22 protein-coding genes are annotated in these 24004 nt (G+C 64.6%); 18 read left to right on the top strand and 4 right to left on the bottom strand.

Annotation, left to right across the window (positions count from 1 at the left end; translation table 11 throughout):
- The 3 genes from IC50_RS09675 to boxB all read left to right on the top strand — a co-directional run.
- The coding region (locus tag IC50_RS09675; protein WP_035703414.1) for an alpha/beta fold hydrolase at window positions 1–758 on the top strand (758 nt) is incomplete at its 5' end.
- Between the two features lie 185 nt (window positions 759–943).
- Window positions 944–2632, top strand: coding sequence for a 2,3-epoxybenzoyl-CoA dihydrolase (gene boxC, locus IC50_RS09670; protein ID WP_035703392.1), 1689 nt, complete (start codon window positions 944–946; stop codon window positions 2630–2632).
- Window positions 2633–2732: 100 nt separating this feature from the next.
- Window positions 2733–4184 carry a benzoyl-CoA 2,3-epoxidase subunit BoxB gene (gene boxB / locus IC50_RS09665; RefSeq protein ID WP_035703389.1) on the top strand — a complete coding sequence of 484 codons (1452 nt, stop codon included), beginning with the start codon at window positions 2733–2735 and terminating at the stop codon, window positions 4182–4184.
- A 159-nt stretch (window positions 4185–4343) separates the two neighbouring features.
- Here the strand turns inward: boxB and IC50_RS09660 are convergent, their stop codons facing one another.
- Together IC50_RS09660 and IC50_RS09655 are read right to left on the bottom strand one after the other, a co-directional pair.
- Window positions 4344–5144: an SDR family oxidoreductase gene (locus IC50_RS09660; protein ID WP_035703387.1), complete on the bottom strand. Its 801-nt coding sequence runs from the start codon at window positions 5142–5144 to the stop codon at window positions 4344–4346.
- 249 nt (window positions 5145–5393) lie between these two features.
- A complete protein-coding gene (locus tag IC50_RS09655; RefSeq protein WP_035703385.1) occupies window positions 5394–6452 on the bottom strand; it encodes a polysaccharide deacetylase family protein in 1059 nt (352 codons plus the stop codon).
- Window positions 6453–6617: 165 nt separating this feature from the next.
- Here IC50_RS09655 and IC50_RS09650 point away from each other — a divergent pair, with 165 nt between their 5' ends.
- The 10 genes from IC50_RS09650 (at window position 6618) to phoB (ending at window position 16589) form a co-directional block, all read left to right on the top strand.
- A complete protein-coding gene (locus tag IC50_RS09650; protein ID WP_035703383.1) occupies window positions 6618–8012 on the top strand; it encodes an OmpA family protein in 1395 nt (464 codons plus the stop codon).
- A 2-nt stretch (window positions 8013–8014) separates the two neighbouring features.
- Window positions 8015–8317 (top strand): hypothetical protein, encoded by a 303-nt coding sequence (locus tag IC50_RS09645; RefSeq protein ID WP_035703382.1) that lies wholly within the window; start codon window positions 8015–8017, stop codon window positions 8315–8317.
- A 449-nt stretch (window positions 8318–8766) separates the two neighbouring features.
- Window positions 8767–9822 carry a lysylphosphatidylglycerol synthase domain-containing protein gene (locus tag IC50_RS09640; protein WP_035703380.1) on the top strand — a complete coding sequence of 352 codons (1056 nt, stop codon included), beginning with the start codon at window positions 8767–8769 and terminating at the stop codon, window positions 9820–9822.
- Window positions 9823–9846: 24 nt separating this feature from the next.
- Window positions 9847–11145 carry an ATP-binding protein gene (locus IC50_RS09635; RefSeq protein ID WP_035703378.1) on the top strand — a complete coding sequence of 433 codons (1299 nt, stop codon included), beginning with the start codon at window positions 9847–9849 and terminating at the stop codon, window positions 11143–11145.
- 144 nt (window positions 11146–11289) lie between these two features.
- Complete coding sequence (pstS, locus tag IC50_RS09630; protein ID WP_035703412.1) at window positions 11290–12303, top strand: phosphate ABC transporter substrate-binding protein PstS; 1014 nt, start codon at window positions 11290–11292, stop codon at window positions 12301–12303.
- A gap of 173 nt (window positions 12304–12476) precedes the next feature.
- Complete coding sequence (gene pstC, locus IC50_RS09625) at window positions 12477–13466, top strand: phosphate ABC transporter permease subunit PstC (protein ID WP_035703376.1); 990 nt, start codon at window positions 12477–12479, stop codon at window positions 13464–13466.
- Window position 13467: 1 nt separating this feature from the next.
- Window positions 13468–14313 (top strand): phosphate ABC transporter permease PstA, encoded by an 846-nt coding sequence (gene pstA / locus IC50_RS09620; protein WP_035703374.1) that lies wholly within the window; start codon window positions 13468–13470, stop codon window positions 14311–14313.
- The gene (gene pstB, locus IC50_RS09615) at window positions 14310–15131 is read left to right on the top strand and encodes a phosphate ABC transporter ATP-binding protein PstB (RefSeq protein WP_035703373.1); all 822 of its coding nucleotides are present in this window, start codon (window positions 14310–14312) and stop codon (window positions 15129–15131) included. Before pstA ends, pstB begins: the two co-directional genes overlap by 4 nt.
- 11 nt (window positions 15132–15142) lie before the next feature.
- Window positions 15143–15859 (top strand): phosphate signaling complex protein PhoU, encoded by a 717-nt coding sequence (gene phoU / locus IC50_RS09610; RefSeq protein ID WP_035703371.1) that lies wholly within the window; start codon window positions 15143–15145, stop codon window positions 15857–15859.
- Window positions 15860–15881: 22 nt separating this feature from the next.
- Window positions 15882–16589 (top strand): phosphate regulon transcriptional regulator PhoB, encoded by a 708-nt coding sequence (gene phoB, locus IC50_RS09605; protein ID WP_035703370.1) that lies wholly within the window; start codon window positions 15882–15884, stop codon window positions 16587–16589.
- A gap of 243 nt (window positions 16590–16832) precedes the next feature.
- On the opposite strand, the gene IC50_RS09600 is transcribed toward phoB, so the two are convergent.
- Entirely contained in the window at window positions 16833–17345 is a 513-nt protein-coding gene (locus tag IC50_RS09600; protein WP_024337097.1) for a GcrA family cell cycle regulator, read from the bottom strand.
- Window positions 17346–17802: 457 nt separating this feature from the next.
- Here IC50_RS09600 and IC50_RS09595 point away from each other — a divergent pair, with 457 nt between their 5' ends.
- From IC50_RS09595 to IC50_RS09585, 3 genes are all read left to right on the top strand, one after another.
- A complete protein-coding gene (locus IC50_RS09595; RefSeq protein WP_035703368.1) occupies window positions 17803–19011 on the top strand; it encodes an aspartate aminotransferase family protein in 1209 nt (402 codons plus the stop codon).
- Window positions 19011–19946 (top strand): ornithine carbamoyltransferase, encoded by a 936-nt coding sequence (gene argF, locus IC50_RS09590; protein WP_035703367.1) that lies wholly within the window; start codon window positions 19011–19013, stop codon window positions 19944–19946. Before IC50_RS09595 ends, argF begins: the two co-directional genes overlap by 1 nt.
- Window positions 19947–20236: 290 nt before the next feature.
- Window positions 20237–21244 (top strand): Hsp33 family molecular chaperone, encoded by a 1008-nt coding sequence (locus IC50_RS09585; RefSeq protein WP_035703365.1) that lies wholly within the window; start codon window positions 20237–20239, stop codon window positions 21242–21244.
- Between the two features lie 125 nt (window positions 21245–21369).
- On the opposite strand, the gene apaG is transcribed toward IC50_RS09585, so the two are convergent.
- Window positions 21370–21762: a Co2+/Mg2+ efflux protein ApaG gene (gene apaG, locus IC50_RS09580; RefSeq protein WP_035703363.1), complete on the bottom strand. Its 393-nt coding sequence runs from the start codon at window positions 21760–21762 to the stop codon at window positions 21370–21372.
- Window positions 21763–21958: 196 nt separating this feature from the next.
- Here apaG and IC50_RS09575 point away from each other — a divergent pair, with 196 nt between their 5' ends.
- Together IC50_RS09575 and IC50_RS09570 are read left to right on the top strand one after the other, a co-directional pair.
- Window positions 21959–23215: an OpgC domain-containing protein gene (locus IC50_RS09575; RefSeq protein ID WP_035703362.1), complete on the top strand. Its 1257-nt coding sequence runs from the start codon at window positions 21959–21961 to the stop codon at window positions 23213–23215.
- Complete coding sequence (locus tag IC50_RS09570) at window positions 23215–23994, top strand: SGNH/GDSL hydrolase family protein (RefSeq protein ID WP_035703360.1); 780 nt, start codon at window positions 23215–23217, stop codon at window positions 23992–23994. The genes IC50_RS09575 and IC50_RS09570 overlap by 1 nt, the downstream gene beginning before the upstream one ends.
- Window positions 23995–24004 lie beyond the last annotated feature (10 nt).

The raw sequence follows: 24004 nt of genomic DNA, 5'->3' as shown, positions 1-24004 counted from the left end.
GGCTCGTGCCGCAGGCCGCCGATGCGCCGACCATCGTCATGCTGCATGAAGGCCTCGGCTCGGTCGGACTCTGGAGCGACTTCCCGGAAAAGCTCCAGCGGGCGACCGGCGCCGGCATCTTCGCCTATTCACGCGCGGGCTACGGCCAGTCCAGCCCGGTCGCTCTGCCGCGGCCGCTCGACTACATGCAGCGCGAGGCGCTGGACGTGCTGCCGAAGCTGCTCGATGCGATCGGCTTCAAGCGTGGCATCCTGCTCGGCCACTCCGACGGCGCCTCGATCGCGACCATCTATGCAGGGGCGCATCAGGATCATCGCCTGAACGGTCTCGTGCTGATCGCGCCGCATTTCATCGTCGAGGACATCTCGGTGAAATCGATCGCCGCGATCAAGACGACGTTTGAGACCGCGGACCTCAAGGCAAAACTCGCGCGCTGGCACAGGGACGTCGACAACGCCTTCTACGGCTGGAACGGCGCCTGGCTCGATCCGAAGTTCCGCGACTGGGACATCTCGGAATACCTCGCCTATATCCGCGTCCCCATCATGGTCCTGCAAGGCGCGGACGACCAATACGGCACCCTGCGTCAGGTCGAGATCGCGCAGGAAGAGTGCTACTGCCCGGTCGATCTGAAGATCATCTCGGGCGCCGGACATTCGCCGCATCGTGAGGCGCCGGCGGCAACGCTCGAGGCGATCGTGCCATTCGCGAAAGCGGCCCTGCGCGACGATCAGGGACTGCAGGGGCGCGCCGCATGATGGCAGCGGGGATGTAGCCTCCGGCCGGCACGGACCGAAGCGCTGGCGTCACGGTGCGGCTTTGAACGGCGACCATGAAACAAAGTGCATGCTCTGGCCATTGGGGGCTAGACGCGTTCAAAAAGATGCACTATTGTGCATCTAGTGCTACGGCGATAATGCATACTCAAGCTCAGGGGTGACCCATGGCCGGCGAAGATCGGCGCCTCGCAGGCGGCGCGACATTCATCGATTTCCAGACCGAGCCGTCCCGCTACCGGCACTGGAAGCTCGCCGTCGACGGCGACGTCGCGACGCTGACCATGGATGTCGACGAGAATGGCGGCCTGTTCGAAGGCTATCTGCTCAAGCTCAATTCCTACGACCTCGGCGTCGACATCGAGCTGGCCGATGCGCTCCAGCGCCTCCGCTTCGAGCATCCCGAGGTGAAAGTCGTGGTGATGCGCTCGGCCAAGAACCGCGTGTTCTGCGCCGGCGCCAATATCCGCATGCTCGCGGGCTCGACCCACGCTCACAAGGTCAATTTCTGCAAATTCACCAACGAGACCCGCAACGGCATGGAAGATTCTTCCGAGAATTCCGGCCAGCGCTTCATCACCGTGGTGAACGGCTCCGCGGCCGGCGGCGGCTATGAGCTGGCGCTTGCGACCGATCACATCATCCTGGCCGATGACGGCTCGTCCGCCGTTGCGCTGCCCGAAGTGCCGCTGCTCGCGGTGCTGCCGGGTACCGGCGGCCTGACGCGCGTCGTCGACAAGCGCAAGGTGCGCCGCGACCATGCCGACTTCTTCTGCACGATCGAGGAAGGTGTGAAGGGCAAGCGCGCGGTGCAGTGGCGTCTCGTCGACGAGATCGCGCCGAATTCGAAGCTGGAAGGCAAGATCGCCGAGCGTGCCAAGGAATTCGCGGCGGCTTCGAAGCGCAACGGCGGTGGCAAGGGCATCGCGCTGACGCCGCTCAAGCGCGTGATCGACGAGACCAGCATCCGCTACGGCTTCGTCACCGTCGACATCGACCGTGCCGCCCGCATCGCCACCATCTCGATCAAGGCGCCGGAGGCCGCGCCGCCCGCCGACATCGACGGCATGATGGCGCAGGGCGCTGCGTTCTGGCCGCTCCAGGTCGCGCGCGAGCTCGACGACGCCATCCTGCATCTGCGCATCAACGAGCTCGAGATCGCGATGCTGGTGTTCAAGAGCCACGGCGACCGCGCCCACGTGCTCGCCTGCGATGCTTTCCTCGAAGCCAACAAGGCGCACTGGCTGGTCAACGAGATCAGGCACTACTGGAAGCGCGTGCTCAAGCGTATCGACGTCACCTCGCGCACGCTGGTGACGCTGGTCGAGCCCGGCTCCTGCTTTGCCGGCACGCTGGCCGAGCTCGTGTTCGCCGCCGACCGCTCCTACATGCTGATCGGCACGCGTCAGGGCGACAACCGCCCGCCGCCGTCGATCGAGCTGTCCGGCATGAATTTCGGTCCGTATCCGATGAGCCATGGCCTGACGCGACTGCAATCGCGCTTCCAGGCCGACCCGTCCGACGTGGAGCGCGCGGAAGCCACGCTCGGCACCGCGCTCGACGCCGAGCAGGCGGAAGAGCTCGGTCTCGTCACCTTCGCGCTCGACGACATCGACTGGGACGACGAGGTGCGCGTGTTCCTCGAGGAGCGTGCCAGCTTCTCGCCGGACAGCCTCACCGGCATGGAAGCCAGCCTGCGCTTCGTCGGCCCCGAGACGATGGAATCGAAAATTTTCGCGCGCCTCACCGCCTGGCAGAACTGGATCTTCCAGCGTCCGAACGCCGTCGGCGAGGAAGGCGCGCTGCGCCGCTACGGCAGCGGCCAGAAGCCGAAATTCGATATGACCAGAGTCTAGCGAGTAGGGAGTGGCGAATAGCGAATAGGGATTTCCATTCGCTACTCGCCATTAGCTATTCGCCCCTTCAAACGAGTCAGTCCCCCACGGGAGGTCCACCATGAACATGAACATCATGAACGTCGACTACTCGACCAAGATTCCGAACAACGTCAACCTCGCCGAGGACCGCCAGGTGCTGAAGGCGCTGGAAGGCTGGCATCCCGGCTATATGGACTGGTGGAGCGACATGGGGCCGGAAGGCTTCCAGGAATCGCTGGTCTATTTGCGCACCGCCTATTCGGTCGATCCGCGCGGCTGGGCCAAGTTCGATTACGTGCGCATGCCCGAATATCGCTGGGGCATCTTGCTGGCGCCGCAGGAGGAGAACCGTGTCGTGCCGTTCGGTGAGCACTACGGCGAGCCGGCCTGGCAGGAAGTCCCGGGCGAGCACCGCGCCATGCTGCGCCGCCTGATCGTGATCCAGGGCGATACCGAGCCCGCGTCAGTCGAGCAGCAGCGCCATCTCGGCAAGACCGCGCCCTCGCTCTACGACATGCGCAACCTGTTCCAGGTCAATGTCGAGGAAGGCCGTCACCTCTGGGCGATGGTCTACCTTCTGCAGAAATATTTCGGCCGCGACGGCCGCGAGGAAGCCGACGATCTCTTGCGCCGCCGCTCAGGCGATGCCGACGCGCCGCGCATGCTGGGCGCCTTCAACGAGGCGACGCCGGACTGGCTGTCCTTCTTCATGTTCACCTATTTCACCGACCGCGACGGCAAGATGCAGCTGCACTCACTGGCGCAGTCCGGCTTCGATCCATTGTCGCGCACCTGCCGCTTCATGCTGACGGAAGAAGCGCACCACATGTTCGTCGGCGAGACCGGCATCACCCGCGTCGTGCAGCGCACCTGCGATGCGATGCGCGCGGCCGGCATCACCGATCCCGCCGACATCGCGAAAGTCCGCGCGTTGGGGGTGATCGACCTGCCGACCATCCAGAAGAAGTTGAACCTGCACTACACGCTGTCGCTCGATCTGTTCGGCTCGGAGGTCTCGACCAACGCGGCCAACGCCTTCAACGCCGGCATCAAGGGCCGTTATCACGAGACTCAGATCGAGGACGATCACCAGCTCAAGAATTCCACCTATCCGGTGCTCAAGCTGATCAACGGCGAGGTCAAGCTGGTCGACGAGCCGGCGCTGACCGCGCTCAACATGCGCCTGCGCGACGATTACAGCCAGGACTGCGTCAAGGGCATGCTGCGCTGGAACAAGGTGATCTCGACCGCCGGCTACGATTTCCAGCTCAAGCTGCCCAACGTCGCCTTCCACCGCCACATCGGTGAGTTCAAGGACGTCCATGCCACGCCGGACGGCCTCCTGATCGACGATGCCACCTGGGCCAAGCGCAAGGACGAATGGCTGCCCTCGAGCGCGGACGGCGACTTCATCACCTCGCTGATGCAGCCCGTCACCGAAATCGGCCAGTTCGCCTCCTGGATCTCGCCGCCCAAGGTCGGCATCGACAACAAGCCGGGCGACTTCGAATACGTGAAGATCGAGTCGTAAGCGCCGGAAGCAGATGCTCTTGCCACACTGAAAGCTGTCATCACCCGCGAAAGCGGGTGATCCAGTATTCCAGAGGCCGTTGCGTCTAAACCGAGAAGCCGCGGCGTACTGGATGCCCCGGTCAAGCCGGGGCATGACAGCGGAGTTTGAAACGGGGATCTATCCCGCGATCTCCAGCCCCGCATTTGCATACACCACGCCGCCATCGACGGCGATGGTGTTGCCGACCACGTAATCGCCCGCACGCGAGGCGAGATAGATCGCCACCCCTGCCATGTCCTCGTCGGTCCCGATCCGCCGCGCGGGGATGCGCTTTGCGACCTCGTCCGAATGGTCGCGCGCGGCGCGGTTCATGTCGGACTTGAACGCGCCCGGCGCGATCGCGGTGACGTTGATGTTGTCCTTGATCAGTTTCGTCGCCATGCGCCGCGTCAGATGGATCACCGCGGCCTTGCTGGCAGCGTAGGAATAAGTCTCGCTCGGATTGACGAAGATGCCGTCGACCGAGGCGATGTTGATCACCTTCGCCGGACCTTCGGCGCTCGCGGCCGCGCGCAGCGGCTTCGCCAGAGCCTTGGTCAGGAAGAACAGCGACTTCACGTTGAGATCCATCACCTTGTCCCAGCCGTTTTCGGGGAATTCGTCGAACTCCGCGCCCCAGGCCGCGCCCGCATTGTTGACGAGGATGTCGAGCTTCGGCTCCAGCTTGATGATCTCGCCAGCCAGCCTGTCGCAACCTTCGACGGTGGAGATATCGATCGGCAGCGCGATGCATTCGCCGTCATATTGCGCGGTGAGCTCCTTGGCGGTCGCCTCGCACGGTCCGGCCTTGCGCGCGGTGATGTAGACCTTTGCGGCGCCGGCGCCGAGAAATCCCGCCGCGATCATCTTGCCGATGCCGCGCGAGCCGCCGGTCACCAGCGCGATGCGGCCTTTGAGCGAGAACAGATCCTTGAACATGGTGCCTCCCTTGGTTGGTGCTGTTTTGGGCGGGGAGGAGAGGGGAGTCAAGGAAGGCGCTGCGATGACAGGGGCGAGGCGCAGTAGCGACCCAACCAACTCGGTGTCGTCCCGGACAAGCGAAGCGCAGATCCATAACCCCAGGGAGCAGTTTGGCGATGACTCGTTCGGTACCTCTACCAACCGCAACCGATAAATCTCGCGTATGGGTTCCCGCGTGCGCGGGGACGACGGCGGAGATTGGAGCTGCTACGCCGCCGCGATCCGACGAAAACCGTTCCACATCGCGGTCGCGGCGCCCGAGGTCAGCACCGGCAGGATGCGCGCGTCCTGGTAATTGCCATTGAGCGAAACGCGGGGCAGCGCGGTCATGTGGCTGGCATTCTCCGCGAACAGCATGCCGGGCCGCGTCGTCACCGCGGTCTTGAAGCCGGCGGATGCGGCGAGGGCGAATTCGCGCATCCCCGCGGCGTCGCGATCGCCATAGGGATAGGCGAGATGCAACACGGGGTGCTCAAGCACCTGCTCGATCCGCGCGCGGCTCACGGCCATCTCCTGCGCGGCGATGTCTTCCGCCTGCTTGGCGAGGTTGCCATGGCTGACGCTATGCGCGCCGATCGTGACCAGCGGATCGGCGGCAAATGTCCTCACCTCGGCCCAGGACAGGCACAGGCTGCGGCACAGCGCTTCCATGTCGACGTCGTACCTCGTGCACAGCGCTCCGATCTCGCGCGCAAGATCGTGCTCGCCCGGCAGCGCGCGCAGCCAGTCGTGCAGGCGATCGAATGCCGCCTGCTTGGCGGCAGGCGTCGTCGCATCGATCCGCAGCGCGGAATTGCCGATTCTGACGTCGATCTGCTCGGCTCTGGCGATCACGGCCTCCAGCGCCACCCACCACAATCGTCCGGTGCCTTCGGCAAAATCGCTCGCGACATAGACCGTCAGCGGCGCGTCAAATTCGCGCAGCACCGGCAGCGCATAGTCGAGATTGTCGCGGTAGCCATCGTCGAGGGTGAAGGCGGCGAAGCGGCGGTCGAAGCGGCCCTGCAGGAGCCGCTCATGCAGCTCGTCCATGGTGACGATGTCGATGTCGCGCGAGCGCAAATGGAACAGCGTCGCGCGCAGGAATTCGGGAGTGACTTCGAGATGCCGGTTCGGCTGGAACCCGGCCTCGCGGGCCGGGCGTACATGGTGCAGCATGAAAATGGCGCCGACGCCCGACAAGAGCGGGCGCAAGAGGTGGTGTGCGCCGCTGAAATAGAGTGCTCCCAGCCCGGCGCGGATGACGTTGTTACGCAGTTGTTTCATGACCGGCTGGGGGACTCTGGCATTCCGCCCTTCAACTTACGGAGGAACCCTTGAAGAAAAAGTTATTCCGATTGTCCAGGCAGGGCCTTCGGAACGGCGCCATTTCCGGTTTGACAGCCTGCCAAGGGTTTGTTTTGTCTCCGTTTCCAGAGTTCGGGTCGTCGAATGAAGAAGCTTTTCAGGTGGGCCAGCAAATGGTGGCCGGGGCTGATCCCCCTGGCCATCATGTGGGGATTTGCGGCCTGGAATAATACCTTACCGGTGGAGGCCGATCTGTCGGCCCGCAGCTCGGCTGCGCTGAAAGATACCGTGCTGGACAAGACCCGGATCGCGGTCGATGGCCGCGACGTCAGCCTGGCCGCGGACGCCTTCTCCGAGGCGGGTCGCCGCGACGCCGTTATGGCGGTCGAAACCGTCCCCGGCGTGCGGCTGGTCGACGACCGAACCCGCCTTGTTCCTGAGGCCAAACCCTTCGTCTGGAACGCCGAGCGCGACGTGGTGCGGGTGACGCTGTCAGGATCCGCGCCCTTGCCGTCGATGAAGTCCCGGCTGACCGAGGCGGCCCGCAAGGAGGTCGGCGGCGCCGAGGTGGCCGACCAGATGGGCCTGGCGCGCGGCGCGCCACCTCGGTTCGAGGCAGCGGCGATGCTGTTGCTGGATCAGATCGGCAAGCTCAAGGACGGCAAGATCACGATAACGGACACCAGGGTCAATCTGTCAGGCATGGCGCGCGAGCTGGGCGGCCGTGAGGCGATTGCGGCCGCGCTGAAGAACCTGCCCGAGGGCTTTTCGGTCGCCGCCAACGAGATCAAGGCGCCGCCCTATATCTTCCAGGCCTACAAGGATCCGGTGGCCGCGACGGTGACGCTGACCGGCTATGTTCCCGACGCCAATGTCCACGCCGCGATCGCCACCAGCGCCTCGCGAAAGTTCTTCACCGAAAAGGTCGTCGACAATCTCAAGGCCAGTGTCGGCGCACCCGGCTCCTTCAACACGGCGGTCGTCGCAGCGCTCGGCGCGCTGTCGCGGCTGTCGACCGGTACGCTCGTCGTCTCCGACCGCGAGGTGAAGCTGTCGGGCGATGCGCTCTACGAGGGGGCTGCCAACGACATCCGCGCAGGCCTCGGCAAGGACTTCCCGAAAAACTGGCAGTACAAGCCGGAGATCACGGTGAGGCCCGCGGCAGGCCCGGTCGATGGCACTGTGTGCCAGCAATTGTTCTCGGAGCTCCTGACCAAGGGCAAGATCCGCTTCGCGACCAGGCGCGCGGACATCGATCCTGACTCGGCAGGCATCCTCGATCGTCTCATCGAGACGGCGCTGCGCTGCCCTACCAGCAATATCGAGGTCGTCGGGCATACCGACGCCGACGGCGAGGACTCCTTCAACCAGGCTCTCTCGGAAAAGCGCGCACAGGCGGTGATCGACTATCTGGTCAAGGCCGGCCTGCCCGCCAGCCGCTTCACCGCGGTCGGCCATGGCAGCACCCAGCCGGTCGCCGGCAATGATACCGATGAAGGCAAGGCGCAGAACCGCCGTATCGAATTCCTGGTGAGGTGACGATGCCCTATCTCGTCTCGTTCCATCTGGGCTGGCTGATCGGCTCGCTGCTGCTGGGCTTTTGCATGGGCTGGATCTCTGTGGTTCAGCGCGGCAACGGCACCTCCAAGGTGACCGCGCGTTGGCTCGCCGCGCTTGCCGCGGGCCTGGTCGCAGCTTCGTTCACCCATGTGGTCCCCGGCCGTTTCGGCTATTGGCTCGACCTCGGCCTGATCATGTTCGCCTGCTATCTCGTCGGTTGCACCATCGGCGCCTGGCTGCGCGACCGGGTCGTCTCGCGCAGCATGCCGACAGCCGCCTCGTGATGTTGCCGTGCACCCTCTCTTGAGAGACGGTGCCCGTCCGCCACGGCCTTTCGGCGCATCAGACGCCCGTGACCTGCCGCTTCGACCCCCCTCCTTCGACAGGCGGCCTGCCCCATAGATTGACGTCGGCTTAAGTCGCGACGGAACATTGCACCGTCGTAATCATCAAAACTTCATGGCGTCTGCGCAGGATTGCCAAGGAGATTCGCGTCGAGCTTGCCGCCGAAGGCGCCAAATCGTGCATCAGGAGCCGTGACCCTGCCTAAAATATTGAAGGCACGTGTTTTTGTTCGAATTGGCGAATTCCACTTTGCCGGAAAACGCGCTAGTGGAGGGGGAGGGGCATGCGCGATGCCGGAGCCGGCGGCGAGGGGTCGTTGAGTGCCTGTGCGTCGTCCGCCTGTCCGCCGGCCACCCTGGCCGCCGAAGCGTTGTTGTTCGAGGTCTAGATGCTGGAAGCCATACGCAGGGCGACGTCGTTTCTGCGCCAGAAGCAAATCCTGCATAAGCTTGGAGTTGTGATCAGCATCGCGGTCATCGGCATCGCTTGCTATGTGCTCTACCACATGCTGCGCGGCATCGATTTCAACGAGGTCCTCGAAGCGATCAAGAGCACCGAGCCGTCCCAGATTGCGATGGCGGCGCTGTTCGTCGCGGCGGGCTATTTCACCCTGACCTTCTACGACCTCTTCGCCACGCGCGCGATCGGCCATTCCCATGTACCCTATCGCATCAACGCGCTCGCGGCCTTCACCAGCTATTCGATCGGCCACAATGTCGGCGCCAGTGTCTTCACCGGCGGCGCGGTGCGCTACCGCATCTATTCGGCCTATGGGCTGAATGCGATCGATGTCGCAAAAATCTGCTTCCTCGCCGGCCTGACCTTCTGGCTGGGCAATGCCGCCGTGCTCGGCCTCGGCATCTCCTATCATCCGGAGGCCGCGGCCTCGATCGACCAGCTTCCGCCCTGGCTGAACCGGGTGCTGGCACTGATGATCATCGTGGCGCTGGTCGGCTACGTGGTCTGGGTCTGGACCCATCCGCGGGTGGTCGGCCGCGGCCCCTGGACCGTGGTGCTGCCGGGCGGCCCGCTGACCCTGCTCCAGATCGCGATCGGCATCATCGATCTCGGCTTCTGCGCGCTGGCGATGTATGTCCTGGTCCCGGACGAGCCCAATCTCGGCTTCGTCGTGGTCGCGGTGATCTTCGTCTCGGCCACCCTGCTCGGCTTCGCCAGCCATTCGCCCGGGGGACTCGGCGTGTTCGACGCCGCCATGCTGGTCGGCCTCTGGCAGATGGACCGGGAGGAGCTTCTGGGCGGCATGCTCCTGTTCCGGGTGCTCTATTATCTGTCTCCCTTCGTCCTATCTGTAATCTTGCTGACGTTTCGCGAAGTTATCATCGGTGCGCGATCGAAGCGCTTGCAACAGGCGGCGCTCAAGCTGGACCCCGGCCCGGCGCATGAAGCCGCCTATGTGAGAGAGCGCAGCGACAGCGGAGCCTAAGTCCCCCAGGAGAAGCCCGCCCCGATGGCGATCGACGCCCCATCTTCTCCCCCCGCCCAGCCCTGGTCCGACCGGCTGCGGCACTCGACCATCATCCTGATCGCCGCGGCGCTGGCGCTGTCCATCGTGGTCTCGCTCGGCGAATTGTCGGCGCTGCCCGCCGCGATCGTGTTCCTCTGCATCGCGGCGGCGGCCCTGATCCCCTGGCGGCTGCACGATCCCGCCGCCTCGCGCGACGATGTCAGGCGTATCAACCCGGTCGAGAGCGCGGCGGTGGCCGCGGTCGTCGCCGGCATGCCGGATCCCGCGGTACTGCTCGACCGTGCCGGCCGCGTCATCCACCTCAACGCCGCGGCAGCCCAGCTTGCGCCGGCGCTGCGCAGGAACGAGCTCGCCCAGTTCGCGCTGCGCTCGCCGGAGATCATCACGGCGCTGCGCGAGGCGATCGCGACCACCGAGCCGCGCCGCGCGACCTATCTCGACCATGTTCCGGTCGATCGCTGGATGGAGCTCATGATCACGCCGGTGCCGGTGCCGACCAGCTTCGGCGGCGCCGACAAATGCATGCTGATGACCTTCCACGACCAGACACCGCTGCGCCGGGTCGAGGAGATGCGCGCCGACTTCGTCGCCAATGCCAGCCACGAGCTGCGCACGCCGCTGGCCGCGCTCTCGGGCTTCATCGACACGCTCCAGGGCCAGGCCAAGGACGATCCCAAGGCGCGCGAGCGCTTCCTCGGCATCATGCACAACCAGGCCACTCGCATGGCGCGCCTGATCGACGATTTGCTGTCGCTGTCGCGGGTCGAGCTGTCGGCCCATGTCCGGCCCGACACCTTGGTCGACCTCGTGCCGATCATCCGCCAGGTCGCCGACGGGCTCGAGCCACTGGCGCGCGAGCGTCAGGTCGAGGTGGAGATCCATCTGCCGGAACCGCCGGTGATGATCGCAGGGGACCGCGAGGAGCTGCTCCGCCTGTTCGAGAACCTGATCGAGAACGCGCTCAAATACGGCGCCTCGGGCGGACGCGTCATCGTGTCACTGACATCGAGCGCCGCCCCTGATGGAGCTCAGGAAATCCGGGTCATGGTCCGCGATTTCGGCCCCGGCATCGCGCCGGAGCATCTGCCCCGGCTGACCGAGCGGTTCTATCGCGTGGACGTCGGCGACAGCCGCTCGCAGGGCGGTACCGGGCTCGGATTATCGCTGGTGAAACATATTCTTAACCGTCATCGTGGCCGGCTTCTGATCGAAAGCGTGCCCAGGCAGGGCGCCACTTTCACGGCCTGTTTTCCTCAGGTGAAGCCTCTGGCCCAGAGCTAAAAATCAAGCATTTTCAATTGCTTGATTGTGTCATCCAGCTGTCACGAAACCTTCGTAAAAGCTCAGTCGACCGCTCCTAAACGGACGGCGCGGGGAGCGCGATCGGGCGCGGTTGGCGCTTCGCTCCCCTCTATGGAGACCAGCATGAATTTCCTCAAGACGATGGTCGTTGCCGGCTTGGTCGCCGCATCGACGACGGCGGCCTTTGCGGCCGACATCACCGGAGCCGGCGCGACCTTCCCGTTCCCGATCTATTCGAAATGGGCTGACACCTACAAAAAGGAGACCGGCAACGGTCTGAACTACCAGTCGATCGGTTCCGGCGGCGGCATCAAGCAGATCCAGGCCAAGACCGTGACCTTCGGCGCGACCGACATGCCGCTCAAGGTCGAGCAGCTCGACAAGGACGGCCTTGCCCAATGGCCGATGGTGATGGGCGCCATCGTTGCCGTCGTCAACATCGAGGGCGTGAAGCCCGGCGAGATGGTGTTCGACGGCGAGACGCTGGCCAACGTCTATCTCGGCAAGATCACCAAGTGGGATGATCCGGCCATCAAGAAGCTCAATCCGAACGTGAAGCTGCCGTCGGAGGCGATCACCGTGGTCCGCCGTTCGGACGGTTCGGGCACCACCTTCAACTTCACCAACTACCTCTCCAAGGTCAGCGCGGACTGGAAGAGCAAGGTCGGCGAGGGCACCGCGGTCGAGTGGCCGGTCGGCGTCGGCGCCAAGGGCAACGAAGGCGTGTCGGGCAATATCAGCCAGACCAAGAACTCGATCGGCTACGTCGAGTACGCCTATGCCAAGCAGAACAAGCTGACCTACACCGGTCTCGTCAACAAGGCCGGCAAGACCGTGCAGCCGACCGTCGAAGCGTTCCAGGCGGCCGCCTCCAACGCCGACTGGGCCAAGGCGCCCGGCTACTACGTCATCCTGACCGACCAGCCCGGCGACAAGTCCTGGCCGATCACCGCGGCGACCTTCATCCTGATGCACAAGTCGGCGACCGACAAGGCGGCCTCGCAGGAAGCCATCAAGTTCTTCCGCTGGGCCTTCAAGAACGGCGACAAGGCGGCCGAGGAGCTCGACTACATCCCGATGCCGGACAGCGTCGTCCAGCAGATCGAGAAGACCTGGGCTGCCGAGATCAAGAGCTGAGGCTCCTCTCTCGCGTCCCGGACGCGGCGCAGCACGCAGTGCTGCTCCGCAGAGCCGGGACCCACAAGAACTAGGCCCCGGATCAGCGGCGCAACGCTTCGCGCTGCACCGCATCCGGGGCATGAGACCAAAAAAGAGTTTATTATTTGGTACAGGGGATCGGCGTGGCAGAAATGGCCGTTCAGAGCGATGTAATCGACGACGCCGGACCGTATGACCGCGCCAAGGCCTTGAGCGCGTTCAAGCTCGGCGACGTCACCTTCTATTGGATCACGCGGTTGTCCGCGATCTCGGTGCTGCTCATTCTCGGCGGCATCATCATCTCGCTGATCGTCGGTGCGTTCCCGGCGATGAAGGAATATGGACTCTCCTTCCTGTGGACGCAGCGCTGGGCGCCGTCGGCCGATCCGCCCGTGCTCGGCGCGCTCGGGCCGATGTACGGCACGCTCGTCACCTCCTTCATCGCCATGCTGATCGCCATTCCCGTCGGCCTCGGCATCGCGATCTTCCTCACCGAGCTCTGCCCGCAATGGCTGCGCCGTCCGATCGGCATGGCGGTCGAGCTGCTCGCCGGCATTCCCTCGATCATCTACGGCATGTGGGGCTTCTTCGTGCTGGGCCCGTTCCTGGCCAACACGTTCCAGCCCTTCATGATCAGGGTCTTCGACGGCGTTCCCGTGCTGGGGGCGATCTTCGCCGGTCCCCCGTCCTATCTCAGCCTGTTCAACGCCGCGCTGATCCTCGCCATCATGGTGCTGCCCTTCATCACCTCGATCTCGGTCGACGTGTTCAAGACGGTGCCGCCGGTGCTGAAGGAAGCCGCCTACGGCGTCGGCTGCACCACCTGGGAAGTCGTCCGCAGCGTGGTGATTCCCTATACCCGCGTCGGCATCATCGGCGGTGTCATGCTGGCGCTGGGCCGCGCGCTCGGCGAGACCATGGCGGTGACCTTCATCATCGGCAATTCGTTCCGCATCTCCTCGTCGATCTTCGCTCCGGGCACCACGATCTCGGCGGCGATCGCATCGGAGTTCGCCGAGAGCGACGGCCTCCACCAGTCCGGCCTGATCCTGCTTGGCCTGCTGCTGTTCGTGCTGACGTTCTTCGTGCTCGCGGCCGCGCGGCTGATGCTGCTGCGTCTGGAAAAGAAGGCGGGGAAGTGACATGAACCCGATCTACGTTCGCCGCCGCCGCAAGGACATCGTCATCCGCGGGCTCTGCATCTGTGCCGCCGCCTTCGGCGTCACCTGGCTCGCGCTGATCCTGATCACGCTGCTCTACAACGGCCTGACGGGTCTCAACCTCCAGATCTTCACCGAGAGCACGCCGCCGCCCGGCTCGACCGAGGGCGGCCTGCTCAATGCCATCGTCGGCTCGCTGATCATGACCGTGCTCGGCGTCGGCATCGGCGCGCCGCTCGGCCTGTTCGCCGGCACCTATCTCGCTGAGTACGGCCGCAACGACAAGCTGACCTCGGTGATCCGCTTCATCAACGACATCCTCCTGTCGGCGCCCTCGATCATCATCGGCCTCTTCATCTATGGCGCGGTGGTGGTGCCGATGCGCGGCTTCTCGGCGATCGCAGGCGCGCTGGCGCTGGCCGTCATCGTCATCCCGGTGGTGCTGCGCACCACCGAGGACATGCTGCTGCTGGTGCCGAACGCGCTGCGTGAAGCTGCTTCCGCGCTCGGCCTGCCGCGCTCGCTGGTGATCAAGCGGATCGCCTATCGTGCGGCCCGATCGGGTCTCATCACCGGCGTGTTGCTCGCCACCGCCCGCGTCGCCGGCGAGACCGCGCCACTGCTCTTCACCGCGCTGTCGAACCAGTTCTTCAGCCTCAGCCTGAACAAGACGATGGCGAACCTGCCGGTGACCATCAACAACTTCGTGCAGAGCCCCTACGCCTATTGGAAACAGCTCGCCTGGAGCGGCGCGCTGCTGATCACGCTCACCGTGCTTGCCCTGAACATTGGCGCCCGCATCCTCGGTGCCGAGAGGACCGCAAAATGACCGATCTGTCCGTATCCGTGAGTTCCAACGCTCACCTGGCCTCACAGCAGCCGCTGCCGGAAGCTCCGGCCAAGGTAACGGTGCGCAGCCTCAACTTCTATTACGGCGAGCACCACGCGCTGAAGAACATCAACCTGACGCTCGGCACCAACCGCGTCACGGCGTTCATCGGCCCGTCGGGCTGCGGCAAGTCGACCCTGCTGCGCATCTTCAACCGGATGTACGACCTCTATCCGGGCCAGCGCGTCACCGGCCAGCTCATGCTCGACCAGACCAACATTCTCGACCCCAAGCTCGACCTCAATCTGCTGCGCGCCCGGGTCGGCATGGTGTTCCAGAAGCCGACGCCGTTCCCGATGACGATCTACGAGAACATCGCCTTCGGCATCCGCCTCTACGAGAAGATCTCGAAGTCCGAGATGGACGACCGCGTCGAGAAGGCGCTACGCGGTGGCGCGCTGTGGAACGAGGTCAAGGACAAGCTCAACGCCTCCGGACTGTCGCTCTCGGGCGGCCAGCAGCAGCGCCTGTGCATCGCCCGCACCGTCGCGGTGCGCCCCGAGGTGATCCTGTTCGACGAGCCCTGCTCGGCGCTCGATCCGATCTCGACCGCCAAGGTCGAGGAGCTGATCCAGGAACTGTCCGAGAACTACACGATCGCGATCGTCACCCACAACATGCAGCAGGCCGCGCGCGTCTCCGACAAGACCGCCTTCATGTATCTTGGCGAGCTGATCGAGTTCGACGACACCAGCAAGATCTTCACGTCGCCGACCGACCGGCGAACGCAGGATTACATCACCGGCCGGTTCGGCTGAGGAGACGGGACATGGGTACTGAACATACCGCAAAGGCTTTCGACACCGACCTTCAGGAGCTCACCCGCCTGGTCGCCGAAATGGGCGGCATCGCCGAGCGCATGATCGTCGATTCCGTTGACGCGCTGATCCGCCGCGACGTCGCGCTCGGCCAGCGCGTCGTCGCCACCGACGCCGATCTCGACACGCTGCAGAAGCGCATCGAGGAGCGCGCGGTGCTCACCATCGCCCGCCGCCAGCCGATGGCGGTCGACCTGCGCGAGATCGTCGGCGCCATGCGCGTTGCGACCGATCTCGAGCGCATCGGCGACCTCGCCAAGAACATGGGCAAGCGCGTCGCCGCGCTGGAGACCGACTTCCACCCGCTCAAGCTGTTCCGCGGCCTGGAGCACATGACCGACCTCGTGCAGCAGCAGGTCAAGTCGGTGCTGGACGCCTATGCCGCTCACGACCTGCCGGCGGCGATGGCGGTGTGGAAGGGCGACGAGGAAGTCGACGCGATCTGCACCTCGCTGTTCCGCGAGCTCCTCACCTACATGATGGAGGATCCGCGCAACATCTCGTTCTGCATCCACCTGATGTTCTGTGCCAAGAACATCGAGCGGATCGGCGACCATGCCACCAACATCGCCGAGACCGTGTTCTACATGATCGAGGGCCAGGCCATCACCGACAAGCGGCCGAAGGGCGACATGACCACGTTCGCCACGACGATCCCGAATACCTGAAGACTTAAGGAGCGACGGCACCATGGGCGCACGCATTATGGTGGTTGAGGACGAGGAAGCTCTCACCGAGCTTCTCCGTTACAACCTCGAAGGCGACGGCTATGACGTCGAGACGGTGATGCGCGGCGATGACGCCGACACCCGCCTCAAGGAGCACATTCCCGATCTGATCGTGCTCGACTGGATGCTGCCGGGCCTGTCAGGCATCGAGCTGTGCCGGCGGCTGCGCACCCGCTCCGAGACCAAGCAGCTGCCGATCATCATGCTCACCGCGCGCGGCGAGGAGAGCGAGCGGGTGCGGGGACTTGCGACCGGCGCCGACGACTATATCGTCAAGCCATTCTCGGTGCCGGAACTGCTGGCGCGCGTGAAGGGTCTGCTCAGGCGCGCGAGCCCCGAGCGGCTCGCCACGGTGCTCGCCTATGGCGACATCGAGCTCGACCGTGACAAGCGCCGCGTCGCGCGTTCGGGCCGGCCGATCGACCTCGGCCCGACCGAATATCGCCTGCTGGAGTTCTTCCTGGAGCATCCCGGCCGGGTGTTCTCGCGCGAGCAACTGCTCGACAGCGTCTGGGGCCGCGACATATACATCGATGAACGCACCGTCGACGTTCATATCGGTCGTCTCCGCAAGCTGCTCAATCTCGGCCGCGAGCAGGACCCGATCCGCACCGTCCGCGGCGCCGGTTATGCGCTCGACGATCGCTTTGCGAAGGCGGAGCAGACGTAAGGTCGGGCGAGTTGTGGGTTGGCAGCTCGGGCCACAACCGCAGCTGTCGTTCCGGGGCGCGCGCAGCGCGAGCCCGGGCCCCATCACCACAGGACGTGGTTTGGCGAAGACTCGGAGTGACCATCGCGCGCAACAATTGCGCCCTGTAGTTATGGATCCCCGCGTTCGCGGGGATGACACCGAGTAGTTGGAGCCGTCATCGTGTGACGGCTGCAGTCCTGGCGACGAGAGACTTCCGCGTACTCAGCGCGTGCCCGGCTTGGCCGGTGCGCGCCGGCGATCTGCCGCCGGCTGATAGGCCACGCGCGAATGCTGGGCGCAGTAGGGCAGGCCGGACAGCGCCTTGCCGCCGCAGAAGAAGAAATCCGGGCTCGAGGGATCGCCGACCGGCCAGTGGCAGGTCGCCTCGTTCAATTCCAGCAGCGACAGTCGCTGGCTCATCGGCACCACGTTGTCGTAGGTGACCGGCTCGGCCTCCACCTCGACCTCGAAGGCCTGCGCCAGCGCGGTGTTGCCGCGCGCAACGGGGCGGGTCACCCGCATCATGTGCTGCGCGGGCCGTGCCTTGCGCGGCCGGGGCGCTGCCGAAGAAGGGCTCTTGGCGCGGCCGGACAGGCCGAGCCGGTGCACTTTGCCGATCACGGCATTGCGGGTCACATTGCCGAGCTCCGCCGCAATCTGGCTGGCCGAAAGTCCGGCCTCCCAGAGCTTCTTCAGCTGCTCGACGCGATCATCGGACCAGGTCAAAACCGTCATTGCACCCTTTCCCTCGCTGCGAGCCTGCCATCCTGGAGCCTTCGCAGCGAATGCCTAAGCCTTGAAAACCCGTGCCGCCAGAATCCCTTAAGGCTCGCCGGGCGCACTAAAGACGCCCGAACGTTTACGCCGGTACATGAGGACTCTTGGGATCAGGACCGCTGCACGAGATGTCGTATCTGACAGTCCAAACGCTACAATATGGCGTGACTCCCGCGCAAGAGTCCGCCGACTCGCTTCCACATGTTCCGTGGTGAAAACCCCGCAAAACCGGCACCGCAAGACTACGGATTCAGCGTTTCGCGAGGCTTTCCGGGCGGCATTGACACCCGTTTTGTCAGGCATAAGATGGCGTCACGTGCCGCCCTTAAAAGGCGGCACGTTTCGTTTTCCGGGCCGGGCAATGGTGCGTTGCGCAATGCACGCTTCACGCCGTCCGCAACATTCAAGTGACGTCATGACCAACAGCGCCGCGCCGCATTTGCTCCCCGTTTTCGCCAGGGCCGATCTCGGTTTCGAGCGCGGCGAAGGCTGCTGGCTGGTCGCGACCAACGGGGATCGCTATCTCGATTTCACCTCGGGCGTGGCGGTGAATGCGCTCGGCCATGTTCATCCCGCGCTGGTCAAGGCGCTGCAGGAGCAGGCGACGAAGCTCTGGCACATGTCGAACCTGTTCCAGAGCCCCGACGGCGAGAAGCTCGCAAGCCGCCTCTGCAACGAGAGTTTTGCGGACTTCGTGTTCTTCTGCAATTCCGGCGCCGAGGCGCTGGAAGGCGTGATCAAGCTGGTCCGCCATCATCACTTCTCCAAGGGGCATGCCGAACGCTATCGCATGATCACCTTCGAGGGCGCCTTCCACGGCCGCACGCTGGCAACGCTCGCCGCTACCGGATCTGCAAAATATCTCGAGGGCTTCGGTCCGCCGATGGACGGCTTCGACCAGGTGCCGCACGGCGACCTCGAAGCTGTGAAGAAGGCGATCGGCCCGCATACCGCCGGCATTCTCATCGAGCCGATCCAGGGCGAGGGCGGTGTTCGTTCTGCGCCTCCCACCTTCCTCAAGGCACTGCGCGAGCTCTGCAATGAGCGCGGCCTGTTGCTCGCCTTCGACGAGGTGCAGACCGGCATGGGCCGCACCGGCGAACTCTTTGCCTACAAGCGCACCGGCGTCGTGCCCGACGTGATGTCGCTGGCGAAGGCGCTCGGTGGCGGTTTCCCGATCGGCGCGGTGCTCGCCACCGCCGACGCGGCGCGCGGCATGGGGCCGGGCTCGCACGGTTCGACCTTCGGCGGCAATCCGCTCGCGATCTCGGCTGCGAACGCCGTTCTCGACGTCATGCTCGAGCCCGGCTTCTTCGATCACGTTCAGAAGATGTCGCTGCTGCTGAAGCAGAAGCTCGCCTCGGTGATCGACCGTCATCCCGATGTCGTCAGCGAGGTGCGCGGCGAGGGCCTCCTGATCGGCATCAAGGCCGTGGTGCCCGCAGGCGACCTCGTCGCGGCGCTGCGCGCCGAAAAATTGCTCACCGTCGGAGCAGGCGACAATGTCGTGCGCTTCCTGCCACCCTTGATCGTCACTGAAGCGGAGATCGAGGACAGCGTCGGGCGGCTCGAACGCGCCTGCACTGCGATCTCATCCAGCCAGACCAAGCGGGCGGCAAGCTGATGAACAAGACGCCCAACAAGACTCCAAAGCACTTCCTGGATATCAACGAGCTGCCGCTGTCGGAGCTCAAGAGCATGCTCGCCGCCTCTTCCGCCATGAAAGCGAAGCAGAAGGCGCATCAGCCGGTCAGGCCGCTTGAAGGCAAGACGCTGGCGATGATCTTCGAGCGGCCCTCGACGCGGACGCGGGTGTCGTTCGATGTCGCCATGCGCCAGCTCGGCGGCGAGCCCATCATGCTCACCGGCGCCGAGATGCAGCTCGGTCGCGGCGAGACCATCGCCGACACCGCGCGGGTGCTGTCGCGCTATGTCGACGCCATCATGATCCGCATCCTCAATCACGAGGCGCTGCTGGAGCTTGCGGCCTATGCGACCGTGCCCGTGATCAACGGCCTGACGCGGCGGTCGCATCCCTGCCAGGTGATGGCCGACCTCATGACCTATGAGGAGCATCGCGGCCCGATCGAGGGCAAGACTGTGGCCTGGACCGGCGACGACAACAACGTGCTGGCGTCCTGGGCGCACGCCGCCGAGCGCTTCAAGTTCCAGCTCAACGTCGCAACACCTCCGGAGCTCGCGCCGAAAAAGGCGATGCGCGACTGGATCAAGACGACCAATGCGCCGATCGCGCTCGGCACCGATCCGGAAGCCGCCGTGCGCGGCGCCGATTGCGTCGTCACCGACACCTGGGTGTCGATGGGCGACAAGGAGGGCGAGCACCGCCACAACGTGCTCAAGCCCTACCAGGTCAACAGCAAGCTGATGTCGCTCGCCAAGCCCGATGCGCTTTTCATGCACTGCCTGCCCGCCCATCGCGGCGAGGAGGTCACGGACGAGGTGATCGACGGCCCGCAATCGGTCGTGTTCGACGAGGCCGAAAACCGTCTGCATGCGCAGAAAGGCATTCTGGCCTGGTGCTTTGACGCGGTGAAGTAATTGCGGTGGTGGGGCCGCCTCGATGGCCCCATTCTCCGCTGTCATCCCGGACAAGCGCCGCGCAGCGGCACGCCGATCCGGGATCCATAGCCACAGGATTGAGTTTGGCGAAGACTCGGAGTTGTCATCGCCGGTCACAACGTCATCCTGTGGTGGGTCCCGGGTTCGCGCTTCGCGCGCCCCGGGACGACACCGAATTTGAGGCGGCTTGTTACCGTTCAATCCGCATCCGGAACACACCATCTCCGTGCCCCTTCCAATCCCCACTCTCCGACCCCAGATAGAGCGCCATGGTTTCCCAATTCCCTGACATGAAGACCGGGTCCGAAGGCCCGGTTCGCGCGCCATCAGCGGTTCCGATCGATGACGCCGTGCTGCCCTACGAGGTCGACGCGCTCGACGTGCGCGGCCGCCTGGTGCGGCTCGGCCCTGCGCTCGACGACATCCTGACCAAGCACGATTACCCAGCGCCGGTCGGCAAGTTGCTCGGCGAGGCCATCGTGCTGGCGACGCTGCTCGGCTCGGCGCTGAAATTCGAAGGCCGCTTCATCCTGCAGGCCCAAACCGACGGCCCGGTGTCGTTCCTGGTCGTCGACTACAAGGCGCCGGACCATCTGCGCGCCTATGCCCGCTACGACGCCTCGCGTCTGGGCACGGCGAAGGATTCCGGCACGCTGCTCGGTCGCGGCCATCTCGCCATGACCATCGACCAGGGCCCCGACATGAGCCGCTATCAGGGTCTGGTCGCGCTCGACGGCGGCAGCCTGGAAGACGCCGCCCACGAATATTTCCTGCGCTCCGAGCAGATTCCGACCAAAGTGCGCCTTGCGGTCGGCGAGGAGTGGCGCTCGAGCGACGGCGGCAAGCATCGCTGGCGCGCTGGCGGCATGCTGATGCAGTTTTTGCCGAAGGCGCCGGAGCGCGCGCGGCAGGCGGACTTGCATCCGGGCGATGCACCCAAAGGCGTCGAGGCGCATAGCGTCGCCGAGGACGACGCCTGGGTCGAGGCGCGCTCGCTGATCGAGACCGTCGAGGACGTCGAGCTGATCGATCCCGAGCTCTCCGGCGAGCGGCTGCTCTACCGCCTGTTCCATGAGCGCGGCGTGCGCGTGTTCAAGCCGCTGTCCTTGCAGGCGCAATGCTCCTGCTCGCGCGATGCGGTCGCGTCCATGCTGAAGAGCTTTTCGCCCGACGACCGCGCTGCCATGGTCAAGGACGACAAGGTCGTCGTGACCTGCGAGTTCTGTTCGTCGGTCTACCAGTTCACGCCGCATGAGGCGGGCGTGGAAGACGCGTAAGTCTTTCTTCCGTCATTGCGAGCGCAGCGAAGCAATCCAGACTGCCGCCGCGGAGGGATTCTGGATTGCTTCGCTGCGCTCGCAATGACGGTGGGGAGAGAGCGTGCCACACCCTACTGCGCCCCCTAGTTCAACACCCGCTTATGGTCCGGGCTGTCCAGCGAGAACGTCGGCACGTCGATCTCGAAGCGCTCGCCGCTTTCGCTGACCATCTGGTAGCGGCCGGTCATGAAGCCGGAGGCGGTCGTGAGCGGCACGCCGGAGGTGTATTCGAAGCGCTCGCCGGGAGCCAGGATCGGCTGCTCGCCGACGACGCCCTCGCCCTTCACCTCCTGCTGGCGGCCGGAGGCATCGGTAATGATCCAGTGCCGCGTCTTGAGCTGCACGGTCTCCTCGCCCGAATTGGTGATGACGATGGTGTAGGACCAGAAATAGCGCGAGCGGTCGGCCGACGACTGTTCCGGAACAAAGTTCGGCTCGACGGTCACTTCGATCTGGCGGGTCACGGCGCGGTACATGGTTGCCATAATAGCCAAATCCGTCCCGGGAACCAAACGCTGCAGACGGCTCAGGCGACATCGTCCCGCCAGAATTCGAAGGGAAGGACATCCCAGAGGGAGATTCCCCTATATGATCCGGCCGCTTTGCGAGACGACGGCTGGATCGCTACATTCCTTCAACGTCGCGATTTGCGGAAGGGTTTTTGAGCCCCCGATGACCATTGCCGACCGAGTGACGGGATCGACGATCGCGGGGGCCGCAGAGGCCAGACCCGCGGGGACCAGGCCGCGCACCGCCGTGCCGGCCATCACGCTGCCCGCCATCGGCGAGCGCGAGCTCCGGCTCGATCTGTTCCGCGGGCTCGCGCTGTGGCTGATCTTCATCGACCACCTGCCGCCGAGTCTGTTGACCTGGTTCACGATCCGCAACTACGGCTTCAGCGACGCTACGGAGATATTCATCTTCATCTCCGGCTACACCGCCGCCTTCGTCTATGGACGGGCGATGCTGGAGAGCGGCGTCGTCATCGCCACCGCGCGCATCCTGCGCAGGGTCTGGCAGATCTACGTCGCCCACGTCTTCCTGTTCACGATCTTCCTTGCCGAAATCTCCTACGTGGCGACCAGGTTCGAGAACCCGCTCTACACCGAAGAGATGGGCATCATGGACTTCCTCAAGCAGCCGGACGTCACGATCGTGCAGGCGCTGCTCTTGCGCTTCCGTCCCGTCAACATGGACGTGCTGCCGCTCTACATCGTGCTGATGCTGGCGCTACCCCTGATCCTGTGGTCGATGAAATGGCGACCCGACGTCACCCTCGGCCTTTCGGTCGTACTCTACGCGGTCACCTGGGAGTACGATCTTTATCTATCGGCCTATCCGAACGGCTTCTGGGCCTTCAATCCCTTCGCCTGGCAATTGCTGTTCGTGTTCGGTGCATGGTGTGCGCTGGGAGGTGCGCGCCGCATGTCGCGTATTCTGTCGTCACGCGTCACGATGTGGATGGCGATCGCCTATCTCGCCGCGTCGTTCTACGTGACGCTGACCTGGTATGTGCCGCAGCTGTCCCAGTTCATGCCGAAGCTGATCGAGCAATGGATGTATCCGATCGACAAGACCAATCTCGACGTGCTGCGCTTCACGCATTTCCTGGCGCTGGCCGCGCTCACGGTGCGCTTTCTGCCGCGGGACTGGCCGGGCCTGAAGTCGCCCTGGCTGCGGCCGCTGATCCTGTGCGGCCAGCATTCCCTCGAGATCTTCTGTCTCGGCGTCTTCCTTGCTTTCGCCGGCCACTTCATCCTGGCCGAAGTCTCCGGCGGCGCAGCCATGCATGCCTTGATTAGTCTCTCCGGAGTCCTGATCATGTGGGGGGTGGCCTGGGTCATTTCGTGGTACAAGCGCGTGGCTGACAAGAGCGGCGCGAAAACCAAAAACGCCGTCGGCAACGCCGATCTGGCGGGAGGGGGCTGATGAAGGCGAAGGTTCTCCTGAGCCTGATCCTGCTATGCGGTGGCCTCGCCGCGCCTGCGGCGCGTGCGGGCGATGCTGCGCCCGCCGCTTCCCCTCCACCCGCTTCCTGCGAAGTGCCGGCCTATCTGCTGACCAGCGAAAGCCCGCTGCCCAAGGTCGCCGATGCCATCAGGGCCGGCAAACCGCTCGAGATCCTGGTGATCGGCAGCCGCTCGACGACCATTCCAGCTTCGGAGAACAGCTCGTATCCGGCGCGCATGGAGGCGATCCTCAAGGAGAAGCTGCCGCCGTCGGAAGTGGTGCGTGTCTCCGTAGAAATACAGAGCAAGAAAACGGCGGAGGAGACTGCCTCCACTTTCGTTAAACTGATGGAAGCAAAAACGCCTACGTTGGTCGTCTGGCAGACCGGGACCGTGGACGCTATCCGAGCCAGCGATCCCGACGAGTTTCGCAGTGCCGTCACCGAAGGGGTTGCCGCGCTGCAAAATGCGGGGGCTGACGTCGTCTTGATGAATCTGCAGTACAGTCCACGCACCGAAACCATGATCTCGGCGCAGCCTTTCCTCGATAATATGCGGGTGGTGGCGCAGGAGCACGGTATCCCGCTGTTCGATCGTTTCGCGATCATGCGGCAATGGAGTGATCAGGGCCAGTTCGACCTGTTCAGCCCGTCCCGTGGACCCGACCTGGCGAAGCAGGTCCATGATTGCCTTGGCCGGGCGTTGGCACAGTTCGTGTTCGACGCAGCCCGCCTCGAGCCGGCCCAGCAGCAAAATTGAGGTCTAGCGT

The sequence above is a fragment of the Bradyrhizobium genomosp. I (2014) genome, assembly GCF_000261685.1.
Lineage (GTDB): Bacteria > Pseudomonadota > Alphaproteobacteria > Rhizobiales > Xanthobacteraceae > Bradyrhizobium.
The sequence above is the reverse complement of the archived record's forward strand: the minus strand, read 5'-3'. Positions and strand labels throughout refer to the sequence as shown.